General features: G+C 69.4%; 15 protein-coding genes and 2 pseudogenes. 10 read left to right on the top strand and 7 right to left on the bottom strand.

The window, feature by feature from the left end; genetic code table 11:
- Window positions 1-452: 452 nt before the first annotated feature.
- Genes QYS60_RS17465 through QYS60_RS17450 form a run of 4 tightly spaced genes read left to right on the top strand, consistent with a single transcriptional unit; the run spans window position 453 to window position 2,860 of the window.
- Window positions 453-950 carry a methylated-DNA--[protein]-cysteine S-methyltransferase gene (locus tag QYS60_RS17465; RefSeq protein WP_371383772.1) on the top strand — a complete coding sequence of 166 codons (498 nt, stop codon included), beginning with the start codon at window positions 453-455 and terminating at the stop codon, window positions 948-950.
- Complete coding sequence (locus tag QYS60_RS17460; RefSeq protein ID WP_003934429.1) at window positions 937-1,428, top strand: RNA polymerase sigma factor; 492 nt, start codon at window positions 937-939, stop codon at window positions 1,426-1,428. Before QYS60_RS17465 ends, QYS60_RS17460 begins: the two co-directional genes overlap by 14 nt.
- The gene (locus QYS60_RS17455; RefSeq protein WP_003934428.1) at window positions 1,425-2,006 is read left to right on the top strand and encodes a methylated-DNA--[protein]-cysteine S-methyltransferase; all 582 of its coding nucleotides are present in this window, start codon (window positions 1,425-1,427) and stop codon (window positions 2,004-2,006) included. Before QYS60_RS17460 ends, QYS60_RS17455 begins: the two co-directional genes overlap by 4 nt.
- Window positions 2,003-2,860: a DNA-3-methyladenine glycosylase gene (locus tag QYS60_RS17450; RefSeq protein WP_371383771.1), complete on the top strand. Its 858-nt coding sequence runs from the start codon at window positions 2,003-2,005 to the stop codon at window positions 2,858-2,860. Before QYS60_RS17455 ends, QYS60_RS17450 begins: the two co-directional genes overlap by 4 nt.
- On the opposite strand, the gene QYS60_RS17445 is transcribed toward QYS60_RS17450, so the two are convergent.
- The 5 genes from QYS60_RS17445 to QYS60_RS17425 all read right to left on the bottom strand — a co-directional run bounded on the left by QYS60_RS17445 (window position 2,839) and on the right by QYS60_RS17425 (window position 9,357).
- On the bottom strand, window positions 2,839-4,383 hold the full coding sequence (locus tag QYS60_RS17445) for a bifunctional 3'-5' exonuclease/DNA polymerase (RefSeq protein WP_371383770.1): 1,545 nt from the start codon (window positions 4,381-4,383) through the stop codon (window positions 2,839-2,841). The two genes, QYS60_RS17450 and QYS60_RS17445, sit on opposite strands and share 22 nt — an antisense overlap.
- A gap of 49 nt (window positions 4,384-4,432) precedes the next feature.
- Window positions 4,433-6,196, bottom strand: a complete 1,764-nt coding sequence (locus QYS60_RS17440) for an oleate hydratase (protein WP_048771572.1) — start codon at window positions 6,194-6,196, stop codon at window positions 4,433-4,435.
- Between the two features lie 33 nt (window positions 6,197-6,229).
- Complete coding sequence (locus tag QYS60_RS17435; RefSeq protein ID WP_210063088.1) at window positions 6,230-7,096, bottom strand: 3-hydroxyacyl-CoA dehydrogenase; 867 nt, start codon at window positions 7,094-7,096, stop codon at window positions 6,230-6,232.
- A gap of 20 nt (window positions 7,097-7,116) precedes the next feature.
- Entirely contained in the window at window positions 7,117-7,758 is a 642-nt protein-coding gene (locus QYS60_RS17430; RefSeq protein ID WP_210063087.1) for a TetR/AcrR family transcriptional regulator, read from the bottom strand.
- Window positions 7,759-8,031: 273 nt separating this feature from the next.
- Window positions 8,032-9,357, bottom strand: a complete 1,326-nt coding sequence (locus QYS60_RS17425; RefSeq protein ID WP_371383769.1) for a YhgE/Pip domain-containing protein — start codon at window positions 9,355-9,357, stop codon at window positions 8,032-8,034.
- A gap of 192 nt (window positions 9,358-9,549) precedes the next feature.
- Here QYS60_RS17425 and QYS60_RS17420 point away from each other — a divergent pair, with 192 nt between their 5' ends.
- Entirely contained in the window at window positions 9,550-9,966 is a 417-nt protein-coding gene (locus tag QYS60_RS17420) for a DUF4247 domain-containing protein (RefSeq protein ID WP_371383768.1), read from the top strand.
- A gap of 375 nt (window positions 9,967-10,341) precedes the next feature.
- Here QYS60_RS17420 and QYS60_RS17415 read toward each other — a convergent pair.
- Window positions 10,342-13,813: pseudogene (locus QYS60_RS17415) on the bottom strand (protein kinase).
- A 401-nt stretch (window positions 13,814-14,214) separates the two neighbouring features.
- Here QYS60_RS17415 and QYS60_RS17410 point away from each other — a divergent pair.
- The 5 genes and pseudogenes from QYS60_RS17410 to fahA all read left to right on the top strand — a co-directional run.
- Window positions 14,215-14,655 (top strand): annotated as a pseudogene (locus QYS60_RS17410) (enoyl-CoA hydratase/isomerase family protein); the annotation flags it as partial.
- A 373-nt stretch (window positions 14,656-15,028) separates the two neighbouring features.
- Complete coding sequence (locus QYS60_RS17405; RefSeq protein WP_371383767.1) at window positions 15,029-15,562, top strand: MarR family winged helix-turn-helix transcriptional regulator; 534 nt, start codon at window positions 15,029-15,031, stop codon at window positions 15,560-15,562.
- A 115-nt stretch (window positions 15,563-15,677) separates the two neighbouring features.
- Window positions 15,678-16,874, top strand: a complete 1,197-nt coding sequence (locus QYS60_RS17400) for a homogentisate 1,2-dioxygenase (RefSeq protein ID WP_371383766.1) — start codon at window positions 15,678-15,680, stop codon at window positions 16,872-16,874.
- Entirely contained in the window at window positions 16,871-17,755 is an 885-nt protein-coding gene (locus tag QYS60_RS17395) for a hypothetical protein (protein WP_371383765.1), read from the top strand. Before QYS60_RS17400 ends, QYS60_RS17395 begins: the two co-directional genes overlap by 4 nt.
- Window positions 17,752-18,939 carry a fumarylacetoacetase gene (gene fahA / locus QYS60_RS17390; RefSeq protein WP_371383764.1) on the top strand — a complete coding sequence of 396 codons (1,188 nt, stop codon included), beginning with the start codon at window positions 17,752-17,754 and terminating at the stop codon, window positions 18,937-18,939. The genes QYS60_RS17395 and fahA overlap by 4 nt, the downstream gene beginning before the upstream one ends.
- 80 nt (window positions 18,940-19,019) lie before the next feature.
- Here the strand turns inward: fahA and QYS60_RS17385 are convergent, their stop codons facing one another.
- On the bottom strand, window positions 19,020-19,745 hold the full coding sequence (locus tag QYS60_RS17385) for an MOSC domain-containing protein (RefSeq protein WP_289380269.1): 726 nt from the start codon (window positions 19,743-19,745) through the stop codon (window positions 19,020-19,022).
- Window positions 19,746-19,792 lie beyond the last annotated feature (47 nt).

Below are 19,792 nucleotides of genomic sequence, written 5' to 3'. Positions count from 1 at the left end.
CGGGAAACGGGCGAGGCGGGCACGGGAGAGCGGGACTCCGCACAGGGTCTGATTGGCGCCGGGCGTCCAGGTTGCGTATTGCCGCGCGGGTATCGGATTCCGTCGTCGTCGTCGATCCACTGGCTCGACGCCGCGACCGCGGGTTCGGTTCGCCTGGCCATGAGTCCGGGTTCCCCAGCCGGGGCGGAGCCACGCACCCGAGGAAAGATGAAGGACCGACACGCCCGGTCGCCTCACGGCGAAAGGCGCAATGCAGCTCCAGCCGGACGGAACTCTGCAAAGGCAGAAATATTGAGCCCGGGGGACACGGAGCGTGCCGATCCGAACTCTTCAACACGGACCCGTTCCCGGGTATTCCAACCGCAACCCGGTGAACTGTGTCACGGATCGATCTCACGTTTGCGTCCGTGGAGGCGTCTACCTCGTATACGCCGGATGGAAGGATCGAACCTGTGAACGCGACGCGAACCCACACGGTCGTCGACTCACCGATCGGACCGCTGACAGTGGTGCGGACCGACGGGTCCCTCAGCGGCCTGTACCTCGCCGAACACCGGCACCGGCCCGGGCCGCACGCCTTCGGAGATGTCGCAGCGACCGGCTTCGAGGAGATCATCGAGCAGCTCGACGAGTACTTCGCGGGCCGGCGCACCGATTTCACCGTGCCGCTCGAGCTGCACGGGACCCCGTTCCAGCGCCGGGTATGGCAGGCGCTGCAGAGCGTCCCGTACGGCACGGTGTGCACATACACCGAGCTCGCTGCCGCGGTCGGGCACCCCACCGCCGTGCGCGCGGTGGCCGCCGCGAACGGCCGCAACCCGGTGAGCATCGTGGTGCCCTGCCACCGCGTGATCGGTCGCGACGGCACCCTCACCGGGTACGCAGGCGGTCTCGACCGCAAGCGTTACCTGCTCGACCGGGAGGCGCAGGTGACCCGTGCACGCCAGTGACCCGCTGCCCCCGTTCGAGCGGGTCGTCGCCGAACACGGCGGCACCGTCCTGCGGGTGTGCCGTGCGCTGCTCGGTCCCGTCGATGCCGACGACGCCTGGTCCGAGACGTTCCTCGCCGCGCTGCGGGCCTACCCGGCGCTGCGTCCGGGCAGCAACGTCGAAGCGTGGCTCGTGACGATCGCCCATCGCAAGGCCGTCGACGTCCACCGGTCCCGGGCTCGCACGCCGGTACCGGTCGCCGTTCTCCCGGAGCGCCCGGCCGAGGTGGGCATCCCCGCACCCGACGACGACCTGTGGTCCGCGGTCGCCGCGCTGCCGTTCACCCAACGCGCCGCCGTCGTCTACCACCATGTGGTCGGCCTGCCCTACGCCGAGATCGCCACGATCCTCGGCAACTCCACCGACGCCGCGCGCCGCGCCGCCGCCGACGGCCGGGCCGCGCTGCGCCGCCGCTATCCGACGGAGGAACCGTCATGACGCTCGAACCGTCCCCTGTCGACACCGCCGACCTGACCCGCCTGCACGCCCGGCTGACCGCCGCTGCCGCCGACGCCGACCTGCTCGACGTCGCCTACCGCATCGTCGACACCCCGGTGGGGCCGCTGCTGCTCGCCGCCACCCCCGCCGGACTCGTGCGAGTCGCCTACGCCGTCGAGAACCACGACGCGGTCCTCGACCGGCTCGCCGCCGATCTCAGCCCCCGCATCCTGGCCGCGCCCGCGCGGCTCGACACCGCCGCCCGCCAACTCGACGAGTACTTCCGCGGCACCCGAACCACGTTCGACCTGCCGCTCGACCTGAGTCTGGCGCGGGGCTTCCGGCGCGAGGTGATCACGCACCTGCCCGGCTACGGCCGGACCGCGAGCTACGCCGAGGTGGCGGCCGTGGCGGGCAGCCCCCGGGCCGTCCGGGCGGTGGGCACGGCGTGCGCGACGAATCCGCTGCCCGTCGTCCTGCCGTGCCATCGCGTGGTGCGCAGCGACGGCGACCTCGGCCGGTACGTGGGCGGGGTGGAGGCCAAGCGCGTCCTGCTCCGGCTCGAGCTCGCGGCGTGAGCGTCGTCCTGCGGCCGACGGTGACGCCGCCGCTGGCCGCGGCGCCGATGCTCGCCGCGCTGCGCAGCCATACCGTCCCCGGCCTCGAACGGCACGACGTGGACACCGGCACGCACGTCCGGTCGGTGCGGGGGCGGCACGGTCCCGCGGTGGTCGCGATCCGGCCCCGCTCCGAGCACGTGTCCGTCCGGATCGATGCGGACCGTCGCGACCTACCCGAGCTCGAGCAGACGGTCCGGCGGTGGCTGGACCTCGATGCCGACCCGGCCCCGATCGACGCCGCGCTCGGCGCCGATCCGTACCTCGCGCCCATGGTGGCGGCCCGGCCGGGACTGCGCGTGCTCGGAACGACGGACTGGTTCGACACCGCCGTGCAGACCGTGCTGGGACAGCAGGTCAGCGTCGCGGCGGCCGCCACGTTCGCCGGCCGCCTCGTCGCGCGCTACGGCGATCCGGGACGCGACGGTCTGCGCTGCTTCCCGTCGCCGAGTCGGCTCGCGGGTGCGGATCCGCACGAACTGCAGGCGGCGGTGGGGCTGACCGGTGCCCGGGTGCGTACCGTGCTCGCGCTCGCCCGCGCCGCAGCCGACGGTCTCGACCCGTCCGACCCGGTGCGGTTCCGCCGGGACCTTCTCGCGCTGCCGGGAATCGGGCCGTGGACCGTGGATTACCTCGCCGTGCGCGTGCTCGGGGACCGCGACGCCTGTCCCGCCGGAGATCTGGTGCTGCGCAGGGCTCTCGGCGTGGACACCGCCGCTGCGGTGACGGCCCGGGTGCAGCGATGGAGTCCGTGGCGGGCCTACGCCGCGTTCCACCTGTGGACGTACGCCGCCTACGGCTCGTCGGCGCCGTAGCAGTCGCGCACCGAGACCTGCATGGGGAACCGCACTTTCGTGTCACCGAACAGCAACCGGGTGGCCGACCCCACCGCGGCGGACAGATGTGCCGTCGCAGTCTCCGGCGTGCGGGTGTGCACCACGATCTCGTCGTGCTGGAAGGAGACGAGTTCACCGGCGTCGTCGGCGGCCAGGCGCAGGCGCAGATCGGCCAGCACGCATAGCGCCCACTCGGCGGCCGTCGCCTGGACGACGAAGTTGCGGGTGAACCGTCCCCGGGCCCGCGCGTCGCCGTGCGTGAAGAAGCCGGCGTCGGGGGGCGGGCACGCGCGACCCAGCCACGAATGCACCACCTCGCCGCGTTCCCCGGCCCGCGCGGCGCGCTCGACGAACTCCACCGCCTCGGGAAAACTCCGCCGCAGCATCGTGAGCAACGCTCGTGACTCGCCGGACGTCGCGCCGTAGAGCACACCGAGCACGGCCACCTTCGCCTTCGCGCGGTCGCCGCCGAACGTGGTCGCCGCCACCGGCGCGTACAGGTCCTCGGCCCCCGCCGCCGTCGTCATCCGCGGGTCGCCGGACATCGCGGCGAGGATGCGCGGTTCGAGCTGGCCGGCATCGGCGATCACGAAAACGTGGCCGGTCTCGGCGATCACGCTCGACCGCAACGCCTTCGGGATCTGCAGGGCCCCGCCGCCACGGCTCGCCCAGCGCCCGGACACCACGGCACCGGGTACATAGACCGGGCGGAACCGGCCGTCGCGCACCCAGGTGTCGAGCCAGTGCCAGCCGTTGGTGCTGTGCAGCTTCGACAGATCCCGGTGCTGCAGGAGCAGCGGCACCGCCGGATGGTCGAGTTCGCGCAGTACCCGTTTGCGGGTGGACGGCACCTCGATGCCTTCGCGCCGGAACGCGTCGAGCACCTCGGTGTGCGAGGCGGGGTTGAGCGCACGACCGAACACCGCACCGATCCTTGCGTTCAGTTCGGTTATCCGAGGCGGCAGCCCGTCGTCGGTGGGGCGTGGGCCGAGGGTGCGCTCGAGCACCTGCCGGTGGGCGTCGGCGGAGAACGGCAACCCGTCGAAGCTCATCTCGGCGGCGGCCAGCGTGCCCGCCGATTCGGCGGCGACGAGCAGTTCGAGCCGGGCACGGCCGCCGAGTTCGGCGCGCTGCCGGGCGAACTCGGCGAGCACCGAGTCGAGGTCGGCGGAGGGGACGACGTCGAACAGTCCCGGACGCTCGTCGACCGATTGCTCCGGTGGTGCGGGAATCCCGGCGCGTACGTTCAGGATCGCGCGTGTCGAGGCGAGGTCGTGACATCGGCGCACGCGGGCTCCGCCGCGCAGCAGTGCGGGGTAGACGGAGGCGGTGCCGGTCCAGATCCACCGCGGCGGGTCCGTCGCCTCGCACCCCCGGACGAATGCCGTGAGGTCGCCGTGGTGTTCGGCCGCGGCGAGCGGTCGTCCGTCGGCGTCGACCGGAACGGTCCATCCGCCGGGCGACTGCCCGCCGGCGGTGTCGGGAACCAGGACGGTGCGCACCTGTCCAGTCTGCACTGTCGTGCCGACACCGCCGACTCCGGACCCGCAGCTACTCGGAAAGCAGGCCGGACTCCTGAAGCAGGTCGGCGATCTCCGTCGCTTCGAGCTTTGCGATCAGGTTCTCGCGCAGCAGCTTCGGACCGGGAAGGTGCAGTTCCTTCCCGTCCCGCAGCCTGCTGGTGGCCGCGAGCAGTTCCCGGATGTCGTAGGTCGAGCCGAAGACCTCCGGAACACCGCGTTCGATGTCGAGCAGACGATACGCGGCCTCCATCCCGGTGCGCACCGAATATTCGGTGGTGAAGATGCAGTCGCGGGTCGTCTCGGCGAACTGCCCGATGAAGGCGAAGTTCACCGCGCCCTCCGGAACCACGTCCGGCCGGTCGCCCGCCTGACGGGGCATGAAGAACGACGTCACGTAGGGCATCATGACGGGCACGCACTTTGCGCCGTCCGCGGCGAGCTCGGGAATCTCGTCGACGGGAACGCCCATGTGGTAGAGCCATTCCTGCGTGATCTCCTCGCCGGTGCATTCCTGCATCGGCTTGTGCACGTAGTCTCCGGGGACGTCGACGAACAGCGAGTAGACCCAGACGACGATCTGGTCCGAGGGTTGCTGCTTGAAATGCGGCTGCCGGTTGACGGTCCAACTCATCAGCCAACTGGAGTCCTTGGCGGTGACGATACCGCCGGTGACCACCTTGCCGCTGAACGGGTCACGCTTGCAGATCTTCTCGATGTAGGAGGGGATGCGCTTGTCGAGCGTGGTGACAGTCGCCGATTCCCACTTCGTCCGGGGGATGTGGCCGCCGAACACATCCGGATGCCCGAAGGACGGATCCTTGGCGGCGATCCTGCGCCACAGGTCCCACGCCGGGGCCGGGCCCTCGTCGAGTCGGGCCGGGGTGTGGTGGTCACCGTTGTCGGAGTTCTCGGTCAGTGAACCGATGGTGGTGAAGAGCAGGTCGTTCTCGCCGAGGTCGACTCCGCCTGTGCCCTCCTCGGTGACCCAGTGGATGCGCGTGGCCTGCTTGCGGTCCGGGGTGATGTCGAAGTCGATGTCGGTGACCTCGGTGGCGAACCGGAAGGTCACGCCCTGGTCGAGGAGCCACTTGTACAGCGGTAGCACGAGGGACTCGTACTGGTTGTACTTGGTGAACTTCAGGGCGGAGAAGTCCGGCAGGCCGCCGATGTGGTGGATGAAGCGGTGCAGGTAGAGCTTCATCTCGAGGGCGCTGTGCCATTCCTCGAATGCGAACATCGTGCGCCAGTAGAGCCAGAAGTTGCTGTCGAGGAAGTCACGGCCGAAGACCTCGTCGATCCGCTTGTTCTCCATTTCCTCGCGGCTGGCGAGGAACACCTTGACGATGTCCTTCTGTGCCCGCTGGTTCAGGGTGAACAGGCCGTCGGTGTGTGCATCGCGGCCCTGCTTCTCCGTTGCCCGTTGCAGCGAGAAGTTGGGGTCGTCCTTGTTCAGCCAGTAGAACTCGTCGAGAACGCTCGCACCGTCGATTTCGATGGACGGAACGGACCGGAACAGGTCCCACAGACACTCGAAGTGGTCCTCCATCTCGCGGCCTCCGCGGATCACGAAGCCCTTCTCGGGTTCCTTGATGCCGTCGAGCGCACCGCCTGGCAGTTTCAGTCGTTCCAGGATGGTGATTCCGGACGCGGGCATCTGCCCGTCCCGGATCAGGAAGGCGGCTCCGGACAGGGAGGCGAGTCCGGCCCCGACGAACCATGCTGTCTTCTCGTCCACCCCTGCGGGCTTGCGGGGCCGGGCGAACGCTTCGTAGTTTCCGCTGCTGTAGTACATGACGCGTAGCCCTTTCGCCGTGGTCGGTCGTCGTTACTTGTCGTTCGAGTAGCGGTAGAACCCTTCGCCCGTCGCCACACCGAGCTTGCCGACGTCGATGTAGTTCTCTTTCAACCACGCGGCGATGGTCCGGTCCTTCTCGTCGCCGTGGGAGAGGATGTTGTACGGCGTGGTGAGCCCGATGATGTCGTAGATCTGGAAGGGCCCCATGGGTGCGCCGGTGGCGATCCGCCACACCTTGTCGACGTCCTGGGGGTCGGCGTAGCCACCGGCGGCGAGTTCACCCGCCGCGTTGAGGAACGGCACGAGCAGCGAGTTCAGGACATAGCCGGCCTTCTCCTTGTGGATCGGGATCGGAACCATACCGATGGCCGCGGCGAAGTCGACGACTTGATCGAACACCGCGGGGTCGGTGTCGTCGGTGCCCATGATCTCGGCCGTGTTGAACTTCCACACCTGGTTGGCGAAGTGCAGCGCGAGGAACTTGTCGGGTCGGCCGGTGAAGTCCTTCATGTCACTCGGCAGCAGCGTGGACGAGTTGGTGGCGAAGATCGTCTTCTCGGGTGCGACCTCACCCAGCTTCGTGTAGATGTCCCGCTTGACGTCGAGGACCTCGGGCACGGCTTCGACGACGAGGTCGGCGCCCTCGACGGCGTCCGCGAGGTCGGAGGACAGACGGATGCCGGTCGCAGCCGCCTCCGCCTTTCCGTCGCCGGCACCGGGAACCTCACGCTTGTACGTCTCGGCGAGCTCGTCGAAGCGCTTCTGTGCGTTGGCGAGGGCGTCGTCACTGATGTCGTAGGCGGTGACGTCGAATCCGCTGTACGCGGACTGGAAGGCGATCTGCGCCCCCAAGACTCCGGTCCCCAGGACCGTCACCTTGCTGATCCGGCTGGTCATGATTCCTTCTTTCGGTGTGGTCAGGACGTGCCCGGTTCCCGCTTACCGCGGGCCGGGCGGTCGTCGTCGAGTGCTGCGAAGAAGCCCGTGACGATCTGGTCGATCTGGGCGTGCAGGTCGGCTTCGGGGTCGTTGTGGGGATGCGCACCGGTGAACGCGCGCGCAAGGATCAGGTGCAGGATCGCGAAGATGCTCCGGCTGGCGTGCCGAGCCTGGTCCTCTGCTTGTCTCTCGTCCAGCCCTCGGTTCCGTGCGGCCTCGACGAGCCGGTGCGCGATCGTCTCTTCCAAACGGGCGACGAGCTCGAGCCCCTCGGAACGGTACTTCTCGTCGGCGGAACCGAACAGCAGTTCTCGTTGGTAGTTCACCGTGTTCTCGACGTTGCTGTCGGCGGCCGCGAGAAGAGGCCCGACGACGGCCTGCACAGCGTCCACCGGGTCGCGCCGCGATCGGGATTCGCGCTCGCCGGCGCTCAGGGCCGCCCGGAACTGCTGGTTGTAGACCATCATCAGCAGTTCGCCCTTGGATGTCGCGTAGCGGAACAGCGTTCCGGCCGCGACGTCCGCACGTTCGGAGATCTGCTGTGTCGTGACTCGCTCGAAGCCCTTCTCGGCGAACAACGACGCGGCGGCAGCGAAGATTCGGGTCTGCTTGTCCTGCATGTTCCGGTCTCGACGACCCGGGGTTCCCGACGGAGTAACCATGACGCGCCTCCCGAAATGAGTGAACTCATTAATGAGCGTACTCCGAAACGGTCGTGTCGGCATTCGATGCGTTCATCCAGCCTCGCTGTCGGCGAACTACCGGCGAGGGCCCGTTTCATCCCCCGTTTCACCCCGGCGCGGCTGGGCCGGGCGGAATCGGAACGCTACCTTCGAGACCTGGGACCTCGCTGCTCTGCCCTCGAGGAGCAGCGGGGTCCCGTCTTGCGCGTCCTACGCCGGAACCGGTGCCGGTTCGGCATCGCTGCGGCGGTGGAACCCGCGCACGTCGTAGATTCGGGTCACCACCGCCCCCAGCGCGAGGCCGATCCCGAGGCCGAGCAGGGTCATCAGGGCGCCGCGGGTCAGCCCGGCGGGGCCGCCGCCGTCGAAGTACAGGATGGCCCGGGTCGCGATGTACACCTGATGCATCGGTTCGAAGGTCGACAGCCACGCGTACAGCGGCGGCATCGCCTCGAGCGGCACGGTCCCGCCCGACGACGGCAGACCCAGGATGATGAAGATCAACAGGTTCACCAGCAGTCCGGCGGAACCGAACACGGCCATCACCGAGATCGAGGTGACGCCCACGGCCGTGATCGCGAGGGCCCCGTACTCCCACAGCAGCAGGGCACGAGTCACCGGCATGCCGAGCAGGGTGGCGATCCACAGGTAGAGCGCCGAGACGATCAACCCCAGGATCACCATGATCGCCCACTTCACGAGCAGCACCCGGAACCGCGACAGATGCGCCGTCTTCCGGTCGACGTACCACGGTCCGTACTCGGTGGGGACGAACCCGAGGGCGCTGTCGACGAGCGAGTTGACGATGGTGGCGCCGGTGAAACCCGCGAGGATGAGCAGCAGCGTGTAGTAGAACGCGGACAGGCCCAGCCCGGTGCCGTCGGGCAGCGGCTTGTGCTCGACGAAGCGGACGTCGATCGGATCGGCCAGCGTCAGCCGGCTGCCGCCGGACAACTGCAGATCCGGGGCGCTGGCGGCGAGGGCGTCGGTGACCGTGGTGGTGAGTTGCTCCCCGACGGTGGTGTTCACGGTGGTCAGGGCACGGTCGGCGATCGACTCGACGATGCCCTTGCCGAAGGTGCCGGTGCGGGGGTTGGTGTAGACGGTGATGATCGGCTTCTCGATGTCGCCGGGGATCACGCTGCCCTGCGCGAGGATGGACGTGCGCTTGGTGAAGTCGCTCGGGATCACGATCGCGCCGTAGAGCCGGCCCGAGTCGAGTCCCGAGATCGCCCCGGAGATCCCGACCTGCTGCAGGTCGATCTCCGCTGGATCGACCCCGTCGGCGACGGCGGCGGTGATCTCGGCGCCGAGATTGCGCTGCTGGTCCGAACCGGGCAGCACGTCGCCGACGTCCTGGTTGACGATGGCGACCGGGAACCTGTGCAGATTGTCGGCCGGATTGATCATGCTGCCGATGTAGAGGGCCGCCAGGGCCGCCATCACAGCGGTAACCACGACGACCGGCGCGAGCCAGAAGCGGGGGCTGCGCAGGGTGCCGGCGTGCGGGTCGGCGCTGATCTCCGTCGAACTCATTCCAGGCCTTCCGTGATGCGTGGAGTCGGTGCGGTGCCCTTCAATTGTGCACGCACGTGTTCAGATGTGGGGCCTTGTCGGCCTCCTCGTGGTACGAGACACGAAACGGGCACGCGCGCGAGGCATGTCACTTCCGGACTGTAGGGTGCCCCGCGGAACAATTCGATACGGGGGGATTTCATGGGGGGAATCGTGCGCGTAAGCCGGGCGTCCGTCGCGAAACGGGCGGTGCCGGTGCTCACGTCGTTGCTGCTGCTCGTGGGCTGCGGCGGCGGGAGCCGGGATCACATCGCCGCAACCTACGAGCATCGGGAGACGCGGGGAGGCGTCGAGATCTACCACTCGCCGGATCCGGTGCAGGTGACGGTCGAGGCGATCGTGCGCAGGCAGGAGCCGACCGCGCAGACGGTCGATCGCGGCCGGTGGGAGCTGCGATTCCCCGGTGACGTCGTGACCGTCGAGGCCGCGGCCGAGGGCGGCAGCACAGTCACCGTCCGGGACCTCGACCGGCGACCGCGCCGGAGTCTGCTGCAGCGGCTGGGGGCGCTGTTCGGGTCCGACTCGTCCGGAGCGGGGCACCGGCCGGGATCCGAGCGAGGGGTGAGGTAGGTGCGGCACTACACCGCTCTGGATCGGACCCGTTCGACGGTGCCGGAGTACTTCTCCGCGGAGGATCCGAGATGCTGCTCGGTCACTCGCGGCACGCGCCGGCCGCCCGGACATCACGTTCAGTGGAGAAAGCGGGTCGTTCCTCGATAATCGTGCAAAGCAATGGGTTCGAGATAGGATCGGAAAGCGGTTCAGCGAGCGGGCAGTCGAGCAGCATCGGAAGCCCCACCTCGTCCAGGGCGGTTCACGGTCACGGGCCTGCGCGATCCGGGTGCTCACCAGGGTCGGGTGCTCGCCGGGGCAGCGGGTACGGTGCCCGTGTCGGCGTGCGGGTCACCCAGAGCCCGGCGCCGAGTCGACATCTGGCGCCTGGCGTCACGGTTCGGTCGGGGTGAGCGCGGCCCAGAATCGGTCGGGCACCGCGGGCCAGTCGTCTCGCCACCGCCCCGCCCTCAGGTCCGCCCGCAAATCCTCGAGCAACGCCCTCAGGAGCGATCCGCCGTCGAGGAGATAGCGCACGATGCCGAGGGCGGTGCACTGCGCGGTGATCGTCGCGAGCACCTTCTTGGCGTCGTCGGTGCGACCGGCCGCGGCGAGGGTGTTGACCAGCAGCCGTCGCGCCTGCAGTAGCGCCCGCGACCGGTCGGTGTCGTCGAGCATGTCGACCCATTCCTGTGCCCAGGTGCAGGCCAGTTCTGTCGACGCCGGCGTGCCGTCGTCGAGCAGTGCCCAGATGGCGACGGTCTCGTCGAGTTGGGCAGTGATCGCCTCGACCCCGTGCACCGGCCGTCGCCGCTCGGAATAGCTGATCGAGGAGGGTGGGGGAATGCCGGCGGTCGGGGGCAGCTCCAACCGCACGCGTTCGTCCTCGATCCGAGCCCGCAGCCGGGGCAGCGACAGCGTATGCGCGGCCCGAGCGCCCGCATCCAGGCGCTGCGCGGCCGCTGTGCGATCGCCCCGCAGTGCCTTGATCCGGGCACCGATTGCATATCGGGCCGCCTTGAACTCCACGGCTCCGCCCTCGGAGCCGAGCAGATAGGCCTCGTCGAGGAGTCGTTCCGCCTCGTCGAGACGGTCCTGCTCGTAGAGCAGCTCGCCGAGCAGTGACCCTGCCAGCCGTGCCGCGAGCGAATGTCCGTCGCCCGGGCTGCGGGCCACCCGCAACGCCTGCCGGAACCGTTCTTCGGCCATGGCGATGGCGAGTCGTTCGTGCGCGGCGATGCCGAGACAGCAGTAGCCCTGCATCTGGGCATACGGCCCGCTGTTGCGGGCGTGGTAGGACGCGGCCCAGTCCTGGAGCCGCTCGGTCGCGTCGAAATCGAACCGGTAGATCGCGGCCAGGCTGGCGAGGTTCGCCGCCGCGGACACCACCCAGGGGACGAGCGAGTCGGCCCGGGTCAGGGCGGGGCGGACCAGCTCGTCGATCGTGTCGAAGCGGTCGCACCGGGCCGCTATGACGGCGCGCACCACCCCGATCTCGGCGCGCAGGTCCTCGATCTGGTCGGCGGGGAGGGCGGCGGTGGTGAGGAGGGATTCGACGGTCTCGAGGGCTTTCTCGGCGGGGGTGATGCGGTTCGACAGGATGGTGGTCCATGCCAGCATGAGTTGCAGGCGGGGGCGGGTGGAGAGCACCGTCGGGGGCAGCTTCTCGAGCAGCGTCAGCGTGGACGCCACCTGGGCGTGCTCGAGAAGGCTCGTGCCGTGCCGTTCGACCAGTTCGACGGCCCTCTCCTGGTCGCCCGCGGCCTGGGCGTGGGCCACCGCGTCGCGGACGACCCCATGCTCGGCGAACCACCGGGCCGCGGTGCGGTGCAGCTGTGTCACGCGTTCGGGGTTCTCGCGTTCGATCCGGCGTTGCAGATACTCCCGGAACAGGTGGTGATAGCGAAACCAGATGCGGTCCTTGTCCATTCGGCGCAGGAACAGACCCCGGTCCTCGATCTCCTCGAGCAGTGACTGGCATCGGGTTTCGCCGGTCAGCACGGCCGCCAACTCCGCGGAGATGTATTCGCAGATGCAGGTGGCGAGCAGGAACTCGAGAATTCGGGGTTCGAGGGTGTCGAGAACGTTCTCGGCAAGGTATTCCCCGATGACCTGGTGGCGGCCGGTGATGCCGCGGATCAAGTCCGCTGGATCGTCGCTGCCGTGCAGCGACAGTGAGACCAGCTGCAGTGCGGCCACCCAGCCGCCGGTTGCGCGGGTCAGGGCGTCGACGTCCTCATCGGTCAGGGGCAGTCCGGCCAGCTCGACCAGCAGCTGTCGCACCTCGGACGGGTCGAACCGCAGGGTGGCCGCGTCCACCTCGATCAACTCGTCGCGCAGCCGCAGGCGGCTGAGCGGCAGTCCGGTGCGTGCCTGGCTGGTCACGAGGACCTGCAGGTACTCGGCGTCGGCATTGTCCAGCAGGAACGCCATCACAGCGACGGTCGCAGGATCGCAGACGCGGTGCCAGTCGTCGATGATCAGGGCGATGTGCTCCCCGGACTGCTGAATCTCGTTGATCAACGCGGTGAGCACATACTGGGTGGCGTCCTCGCCGTACTCATCCAGCGCCGCGTCGAGGTCCTGGGCCAGGGCCGGCCGGACCTGACGGAGGGATTCGACCAGATGCGCCAGGAGCCACACGGGCTTGTTGTCGTCGCTGTCGACGGACAGCCAAGCCACCTGGACGCCGGCGTCGACCAGTTCGCGTGACCACTGGGCGGCCAGGGTCGTCTTGCCGAAACCCGGCGGGGCGGTGACAGCCGTCAGGGTGCGCCGCCCGTGCGCGCGCAGCAGCTGCAGCAGGCGCTCGCGGACCACCAGCGGGCGGGTCGCTGTCGGTGGGCGCAGCCGGGTGGCGGGCACCGGTGGGGTCAGCCGGCCGGATCCGGTTCGCCGCCGGTGGCCGGTGCCAGTTGCGGCGCGGGGGTGCGTAGCGGCGAGGGCGGTGGGCTCGCCGGACTCGGGTACCGGTAGCTCGTCCACCGGCAGCCCGTGGTGTTGCTCGACCGCCCGTAACTGTTCGCCGAATTCGGCGGCGGTGCTGGTGCGTGTGGTCGGGTCCCGGTCCATCGCGCGCGCGATCACCTCGCCGACGTCGTCGGGGATGGCGGTGCCGGCGTGCAGGTCCGGTGTCGGGCCCCCTGTGATCCGCAGGAACTGCGCGACCACCGATTCGCCGCGGCGCCGCTCGTACGCCGCGTGCCCGGTGATCACACAGAACAGGGTCGCGCCGAGGCCGTACACATCCGCCGAGCGGGACGGGGACTGGCCGGCGAGCACCTCGGGGGCGGTGAAGGCCGGGGATCCCGTGACCCGCCCCCGCCGCAGTCTCGAAAGCCCCGGCAATTCGCGCGATTCCGAAGTCGGTCAGCTGTGGCTCCCCGTAGTCGGTGAGCAAGATGTTTGCCGGTTTCACGTCCCGGTGCAGCATGTTCATTCGGTGCGCGGTCTCCAACGCGCCGGCGATCTTGACACCGATCCCGAGTGCGTCTTCCCACCGGAGGGGACCCTGTTCTCGGACTTGGGTCTCGAGCGAGTTGCGGCGGTGGTACTCTATCACGATGTACGGCTGGCCGGATGCGGTGGCGCCGACCTCGTGGACGGTGACGATATTCGGGTGTCCGGACAGCCGCCCCATGGCGCGTTGCTCACGTAGGAAGCGTTCGAGGTTCTCGGGGTCCGGTTCCGAGGTCAGCACCTTGATCGCCACGGTGCGATCCAGGGCGGGTTGTCGGCACCGGTAGACGACGCCGAAACCCCCGCGGCCGATCTCGTGGACGTCCTCGAACCCGGCCGCGATCAGTTCGGCCACGATGCGCGGCGGGTCCTCCCGCTGCGTGGCCAACGGATCGATCTCGGCCATCGGTTGCCTCGTCCATAGCCGGTTTGTTCGAGTGAACCCATCATATTCCTGGGGGGATCGCAGGTGGAGTGATCGTCGATCGACGACCGATGGCCCTTCCACTGAGGGAGTGGGTGTTGTGGCCCGACGAGACGACCACAGGGGCTACTACGCCGCCGCACTCCCCGGTCCGGCGTTGACGTGGTGGAACACCGAGGACCGGATGCCATGAGTTCGGCGAAGCCGCGCACGTGCGGATCTACTACCCGCCCTCGGCGCGAACATCGGCGCCCTCGGCGGCAACTGGCCTTACCCCCGGTCGATCTGCAGCTCTCGTGTCCCGCCTTGCCGCGACGATCCGGGACATCCTCGCCCCGCTGGCCGATCGGCTCGACTCGGGTGCCGTGTCGCTGCGTCTGCCGCTGCGCCTGGCGCTGCTCGACGACACCATCACGGCGGTGATCCTCGACGGAGCCGGCCCGTCGTTCTGCGCCGGTGGCGACCTCGACGAGTTCGGCCACACCTCGGACACCGCCACGGCGCACCTGATCCGCACCCGCGGCGGCGCCGGACGCCTGATCGCTCAGCTCGCCGACCGCACCACGGTGCACCTGCACGGGCACTGCGTCGGCGCTGGGATCGAGGTCCCGGCCTTCGCACACCGGATCGCCGCCGACCCCGGCACCGTCTTCCGGCTACCGGAGGTGACAATGGGACTCCTTCCCGGCGCGGGCGGCACCGTCAGCGTCCCGCGCCGCATCGGCCGCTGGCGCGCCCTGCACCTGTTCGTCACCGGCGCCGCGCTCGACGCGCAGCGGGCGCTCGCATGGGGACTGATCGACGAAATCCGGCGGTCGGCCTGATCAAGCGCGCGACGCACCCGCTCGGCCCCGAGTGGGCGTCAGTGCAGCAGGTCGCCGAGCGTGCGTGCCGCTGCCGTCACTGCGGCGCTGCGTCGGTCGAGGTCGGACTCGTCGAATGCAGAGATACCGATCGCGGCCTGCGGGTGGCCGCGGTGGTGGGGGACGGCGGCGGAGATCCCGATCGTGGATGCCGATTGTGGGCGGCGCCACCTTGCCGTGGTTCGACGACCATCAGCGCGCGGCCCTCGGGCTCCGATTCGCGCACGACGAGGTTCGCGGTGACCCTGTGTGTCTTCCGACCTTGCCGGTCCGAGGGTCCACCCATATAATTAACACATGTACTAAATGACGGTGTTCCGTTAAAGTGGCGCTCATGACCGAAGTGGACGCCGGCGAAATCGACTACTGGTCCTTCGTCGAGCTCGCGAACCGGCGTCTGGGCAATCGATACGGTGACTACCACGAGCAGGCCACCGAGGTGCTGCTGACGCTGAACCGCGCCTCCGACATCGTCACGTACGACCTCGAGGCGGCCGTGCACCGCCCGCGGGGGCGGTCGTGGTCGGCCTACCGCCTGATGTTCGTCACCTGGCTGGCCGGTCCGATCGAGCCGAAGATGGCCGCCAAGCTCACCGGCATGAGCCGCGCCGCCGTTTCCAATCTAGCGAAACCGCTGGTCGAGGCGGGTCTGTTGACGCGCACCCCCGACCCGGAGGACGGCCGGTCGGTCCGGTTGTCGCTCACCGAGACCGGCGAACGCGAGATCGTGGAGACGTTCCGGGCGCAGAACGAGCGGGAAGCGGCCTGGGTCGACGTGCTCACCGACGCCGAGCAGCACATCCTGGTCATGTTGCTCAACAAGCTCATCACCAAACGCAGCCAGTTCGACATCCGCGGCCGCAACTGACGACCGATCCGGCCGATGTGGTTGCGCTCACGCCCGAAATCTAGTTAAGGTATTAACTAACATCCCGCGGGGTTCACCGCGGATCGGTCAGCACGAGCCCGAGGAGCTGAAACCCATGGCGTTCTACCGACAGCTCGGCGTCATCCCGCCGAAGCGGCACACGCAGCACCGCAACGAGGACGGTGGACTGGTCTACGAGGAGCTGATGGGCGAGGAGGGCTTCTCCTCCGACTCGGCGCTGCTGTACCACCGGCACATCCCGTCGGCCATCGTCGACGCCACCGAGTGGAAGCTGCCCGACCAGGCCACCACCCCGAACCACCCGCTCAAGCCGCGCCACCTGAAGCTGCACGATCTGTTCCCGCAGACCGTCTGGGCCGAGACCGACGTCGTCACCGGCCGCCGGCTCATCCTGGGCAACGCGGACGTGCGCCTGTCGTACGTCGTGTCGGCGAAGGAGTCGCCGCTCTACCGCAACGTCGTCGGCGACGAGATGGTCTACGTCGAGTCGGGAACCGCCCGCGTCGAGACCGTCTTCGGTGTGCTCGACGCGAAGGCCGGCGACTACGTGCTGCTGCCGATGGCCACCACCCACCGCTGGATCCCCACCGGCGACGAGCCGCTGCGCGCCTACGTCATCGAGGCCAACAGCCACATCGTCCCGCCGAAGCGCTTCCTGTCGCGGTTCGGCCAGTTCCTCGAGCACGCACCGTTCTGCGAGCGCGACCTGCACGGGCCCACCGAGCTGATCCAGGTCGAGGACAGCAACGTCGAGGTCCTGGTCAAGCACCGCACGTCGCACGGCATCGTCGGTACCCGCTACCTCGTGCCCAACCACCCGTTCGACGTCGTCGGCTGGGACGGCTGCCTGTACCCGTACACCTTCAGCATCCACGACTACGAGCCCATCACCGGCCGGGTCCACCAGCCGCCGCCGGCGCACCAGGCGTTCGAGGGCAACAACTTCGTCATCTGCAACTTCGTGCCCCGCAAGGTGGACTACCACCCGCTGGCGATCCCGGTGCCCTACTACCACTCCAACGTCGACTCCGACGAGATCATGTTCTACTGCGGCGGGGACTACGAGGCCCGCAAGGGCTCCGGCATCGGCCAGGGATCGATCTCCGTCCATCCCGGTGGTCACGCCCACGGCCCGCAGCCCGGCGCCTACGAGCGCAGCATCGGCGTCGACTTCTTCGACGAGCTCGCCGTCATGGTGGACACGTTCCGGCCGCTCGAACTCGGCGAGGGTGCGCTCGCGTGCGAGGACGCGGCCTATGCCGGCAGCTGGAACCGAGGGCTGCAGAAGTGAGCACTCTCGGAGCCCTGCTGACGGAGCTGTGCGACGACGCCGCGCTGTTCCCGCCCGGGAACGCCCCACTCGATCGCGCCCTGCCGGCCCACGCCGCGCACCGCATCGCCGAACATGCCGGGCTGGTGGGCACGTTCGTGTTCCCGGCGCCGCGGATCCCGGAGTTGCTCGAGGCGCTCGGAGAGCGCCCGTTCGGCGGCGACCTCACCCTGAGTCTGACCGTTCCGGGCGGGCCGTCCGCCGTCGTTCCCGCGATGGAGAGCTTGCGCGACGTCGACGGCGTCACCGTGGCTGCCCTCGAGATCGCCGTGCCCGCCGGGGAGAGTCCCGCCGGTGTGCTCGTCGCTCTCGATGTGATCGCCGCGCAGTACCCGGGCGTCGCGCTGTTCGTGGAGGTTCCGCGCGACGAGCGCCGCGCCGAGATCCTCCAGGGACTCGTGGGGTCGCGTTACGCGGCGAAGTTCCGCACGGGCGGGGTGGTCGCCGAGGCGTACCCCGACGAACGGGAACTCGCCGAAGCCCTCTCGACCGTGGTCCGCACGAAGGTGCCGTTCAAGGCCACGGCGGGCCTGCACCACGCGGTCCGCAACACCGACCCGCACACCGGATTCGAACAGCACGGATTCCTCAACGTACTCGCCGCCGTCGACGCCGTACTCGACGGTGCGGACACCGCTGCCGTCGCGGCGGTGCTCGCCGACCGGGACGGCGCCGGTCTCGCTGCGCGACTGAACGATCTGCCGCCTGCTCGCATCGAGGAGCTGCGCAACAGCTTCCGCTCGTTCGGCACCTGCAGCATCGCGGAGCCGCTCGTCGACCTCGTCGAGGTCGGCCTGGTTCCGTCGACGATGTCCCCGATCACCGAAGGATCTCTCGCATGACCGTCATCGACATTCCGGAAGGTTCGCTCTTCGGCGCGAACAACCTGCCCTACGGCGTGTTCTCCACGGCCGGAACGCAGTCGCGCGTCGGCGTGCGCGTCGGTGACTCCGTTCTCGACCTGTCCGTCGTGTTCGACGACCCCGCGTTCGCCGAGCCGACCCTCAACGCGTTCATGGCACAGGGCCGCGCCCGCTGGGACGAGGTGCGGGCCGCGCTACAGGACCTCGTCGCCGGGGACGTGCCCGCCGAGGCCGTGCACGCCGTCGCGGACGTGACCCTGCATCTGCCGATCGACGTCGCCGACTACGTCGACTTCTACGCGTCCGAGAACCACGCGTCGAACCTCGGGCGCCTGTTCCGGCCCGACAATCCGTCGCCGCTGATGCCGAACTGGAAGCACCTGCCGGTCGGCTACCACGGCCGGTCGAGCACCGTGGTCGTATCGGGAGTGGACATCGTGCGTCCGTGCGGACAGCGCAAGGGGCCGAACGATCCGGCGCCGGTGTTCGGTCCGTCGACCCGCCTCGACATCGAAGCCGAGATGGGCTTCATCGTGGGCGTGGGCTCCGAGATGGGTTCGACCGTCACCCCCGACGAGTTCGCCGACCACTGCTTCGGCGCGGTGATCCTCAACGACTGGTCGGCCCGTGACATCCAGGCATGGGAGTACGTGCCGCTCGGCCCGAACCTCGGCAAGTCGTTCGCGACGTCGATCTCCCCGTGGGTCGTGCCGCTGGCCGCGCTCGAGGCGGCCCGCATCGACACCCCGGTGCAGGACCCGGAGCCGCTGCCGTACCTGAAGGGCACCGAGAAGTGGGGCCTGGACATCGATCTCGAGGTCGAGTGGAACGGTCACGTCGTCTCGCGTCCGCCGTACGCCCAGATGTACTGGTCGCCGGCGCAGATGCTCGCGCACACGTCCGTCAACGGTGCCGCCACCCGCACCGGCGACCTGTTCGGCTCCGGCACCATCTCCGGGCCCGAGAAGGACCAGCGCGGTGCGTTCATCGAACTCACCTGGGGCGGCAAGGAACCCGTCCAGGTCGGCGACGAGACCCGCACCTTCCTCGAGGACGGCGACGAGATCTCGATCTCCGCGACCGCGCCCGGCCCGGACGGCACCCGGATCGGTTTCGGTGAGGTCCGCACCCGCATCCTGCCCGCGAAGGACGCAGGCCGCTGACCGGCGCGGATCCGCGCTCGGGCTCGACAACGGCGCGCCGAACCGGGCGCGCCCACGTCCGGTCGGCGCGCGGATCCGCCTCAGCGAACGGTCAGTGAGTCACCCACCGCGAGAACGCCTTCCGTCGCGACATCGGCGTACACACCGATGCACGGTGCCGGCGTGGCTTCGGGACGATTCGGCACGCGGTTGCGGTCGGTGACGGTGCGGAGCATGTCGCGCCGGGCCGGCACCTCCTGGTGCGGCAACGTCACCATCACGCACCGGGCCGTGCGCTGCGTCGGCACGAGCGCGGCCGTCCCCGCCTCGAGCCGCCGGCCCAGCCAGCCGTCCTCGACGAAGCCGGTGCCGTCCGCCGAGACCACCACGTTGGGCCGGAAGCGGCGCAGCGCGACGTCGGCGGCGTCGCCCGTGCCGAGCGCGTCCACGGCTGCCGTCGTGAGCAGGTGCACCGGCGCGTCGTCGTAGGTGCGCGGGCGGGCTTCCAGCGTCAGTGCCCGCCCGGTCAGTTCCGCCAGCAGGCCCGGGGTGCGTGGGTCGTCGCCGCGGGTGCACCGGCCGTCGGGCAGAGTGATCTCGAGGACGGCCGGATCCGACGGGTCGGTGTCGTCGAGCAGTCGGGCGCGGCATTCGAGCAGCCGCGACCAGGCGCGCACCTTCTTGGCCGTCGCGACGGCGCCGGTCTCGGCGTCGATCACCGCCCACAGGTGGTCGCCGCGCAGGCCGTCCGGCTCGATCGTCGCCGACTGCAGTTGTTCGCCGCCGAACGACTTGACCGGGTAACGCCACAGCTGAGAGACCTGCACAACGGGCCAGCATACGGACCGGTGTGTCCTTCGGGTGGTCCTGGCAG

Origin of the sequence: Rhodococcus sp. GXMU-t2271 (assembly GCF_041414735.1) — a bacterium.
Classification (GTDB): Bacteria; Actinomycetota; Actinomycetes; order Mycobacteriales; family Mycobacteriaceae; genus Rhodococcus; species Rhodococcus indonesiensis.
Note: the sequence above shows the minus strand (reverse complement) of the source record. Positions and strands in the feature narration are given on the sequence as shown.

What these genes read in the sequence shown, in the direction of transcription:
- QYS60_RS17455 (WP_003934428.1), top strand. Translation starts at nt 1,425, where the DNA reads ATGACGCTCGAACCGTCCCCTGTCGACACCGCCGACCTGACCCGCCTG.
- QYS60_RS17440 (WP_048771572.1), bottom strand. Translation starts at nt 6,196, where the DNA reads ATGTACTACAGCAGCGGAAACTACGAAGCGTTCGCCCGGCCCCGCAAG.
- QYS60_RS17435 (WP_210063088.1), bottom strand. Translation starts at nt 7,096, where the DNA reads ATGACCAGCCGGATCAGCAAGGTGACGGTCCTGGGGACCGGAGTCTTG.
- QYS60_RS17430 (WP_210063087.1), bottom strand. Translation starts at nt 7,758, where the DNA reads ATGCAGGACAAGCAGACCCGAATCTTCGCTGCCGCCGCGTCGTTGTTC.
- QYS60_RS17425 (WP_371383769.1), bottom strand. Translation starts at nt 9,357, where the DNA reads ATGAGTTCGACGGAGATCAGCGCCGACCCGCACGCCGGCACCCTGCGC.
- QYS60_RS17405 (WP_371383767.1), top strand. Translation starts at nt 15,029, where the DNA reads ATGACCGAAGTGGACGCCGGCGAAATCGACTACTGGTCCTTCGTCGAG.
- QYS60_RS17400 (WP_371383766.1), top strand. Translation starts at nt 15,678, where the DNA reads ATGGCGTTCTACCGACAGCTCGGCGTCATCCCGCCGAAGCGGCACACG.
- fahA (WP_371383764.1), top strand. Translation starts at nt 17,752, where the DNA reads ATGACCGTCATCGACATTCCGGAAGGTTCGCTCTTCGGCGCGAACAAC.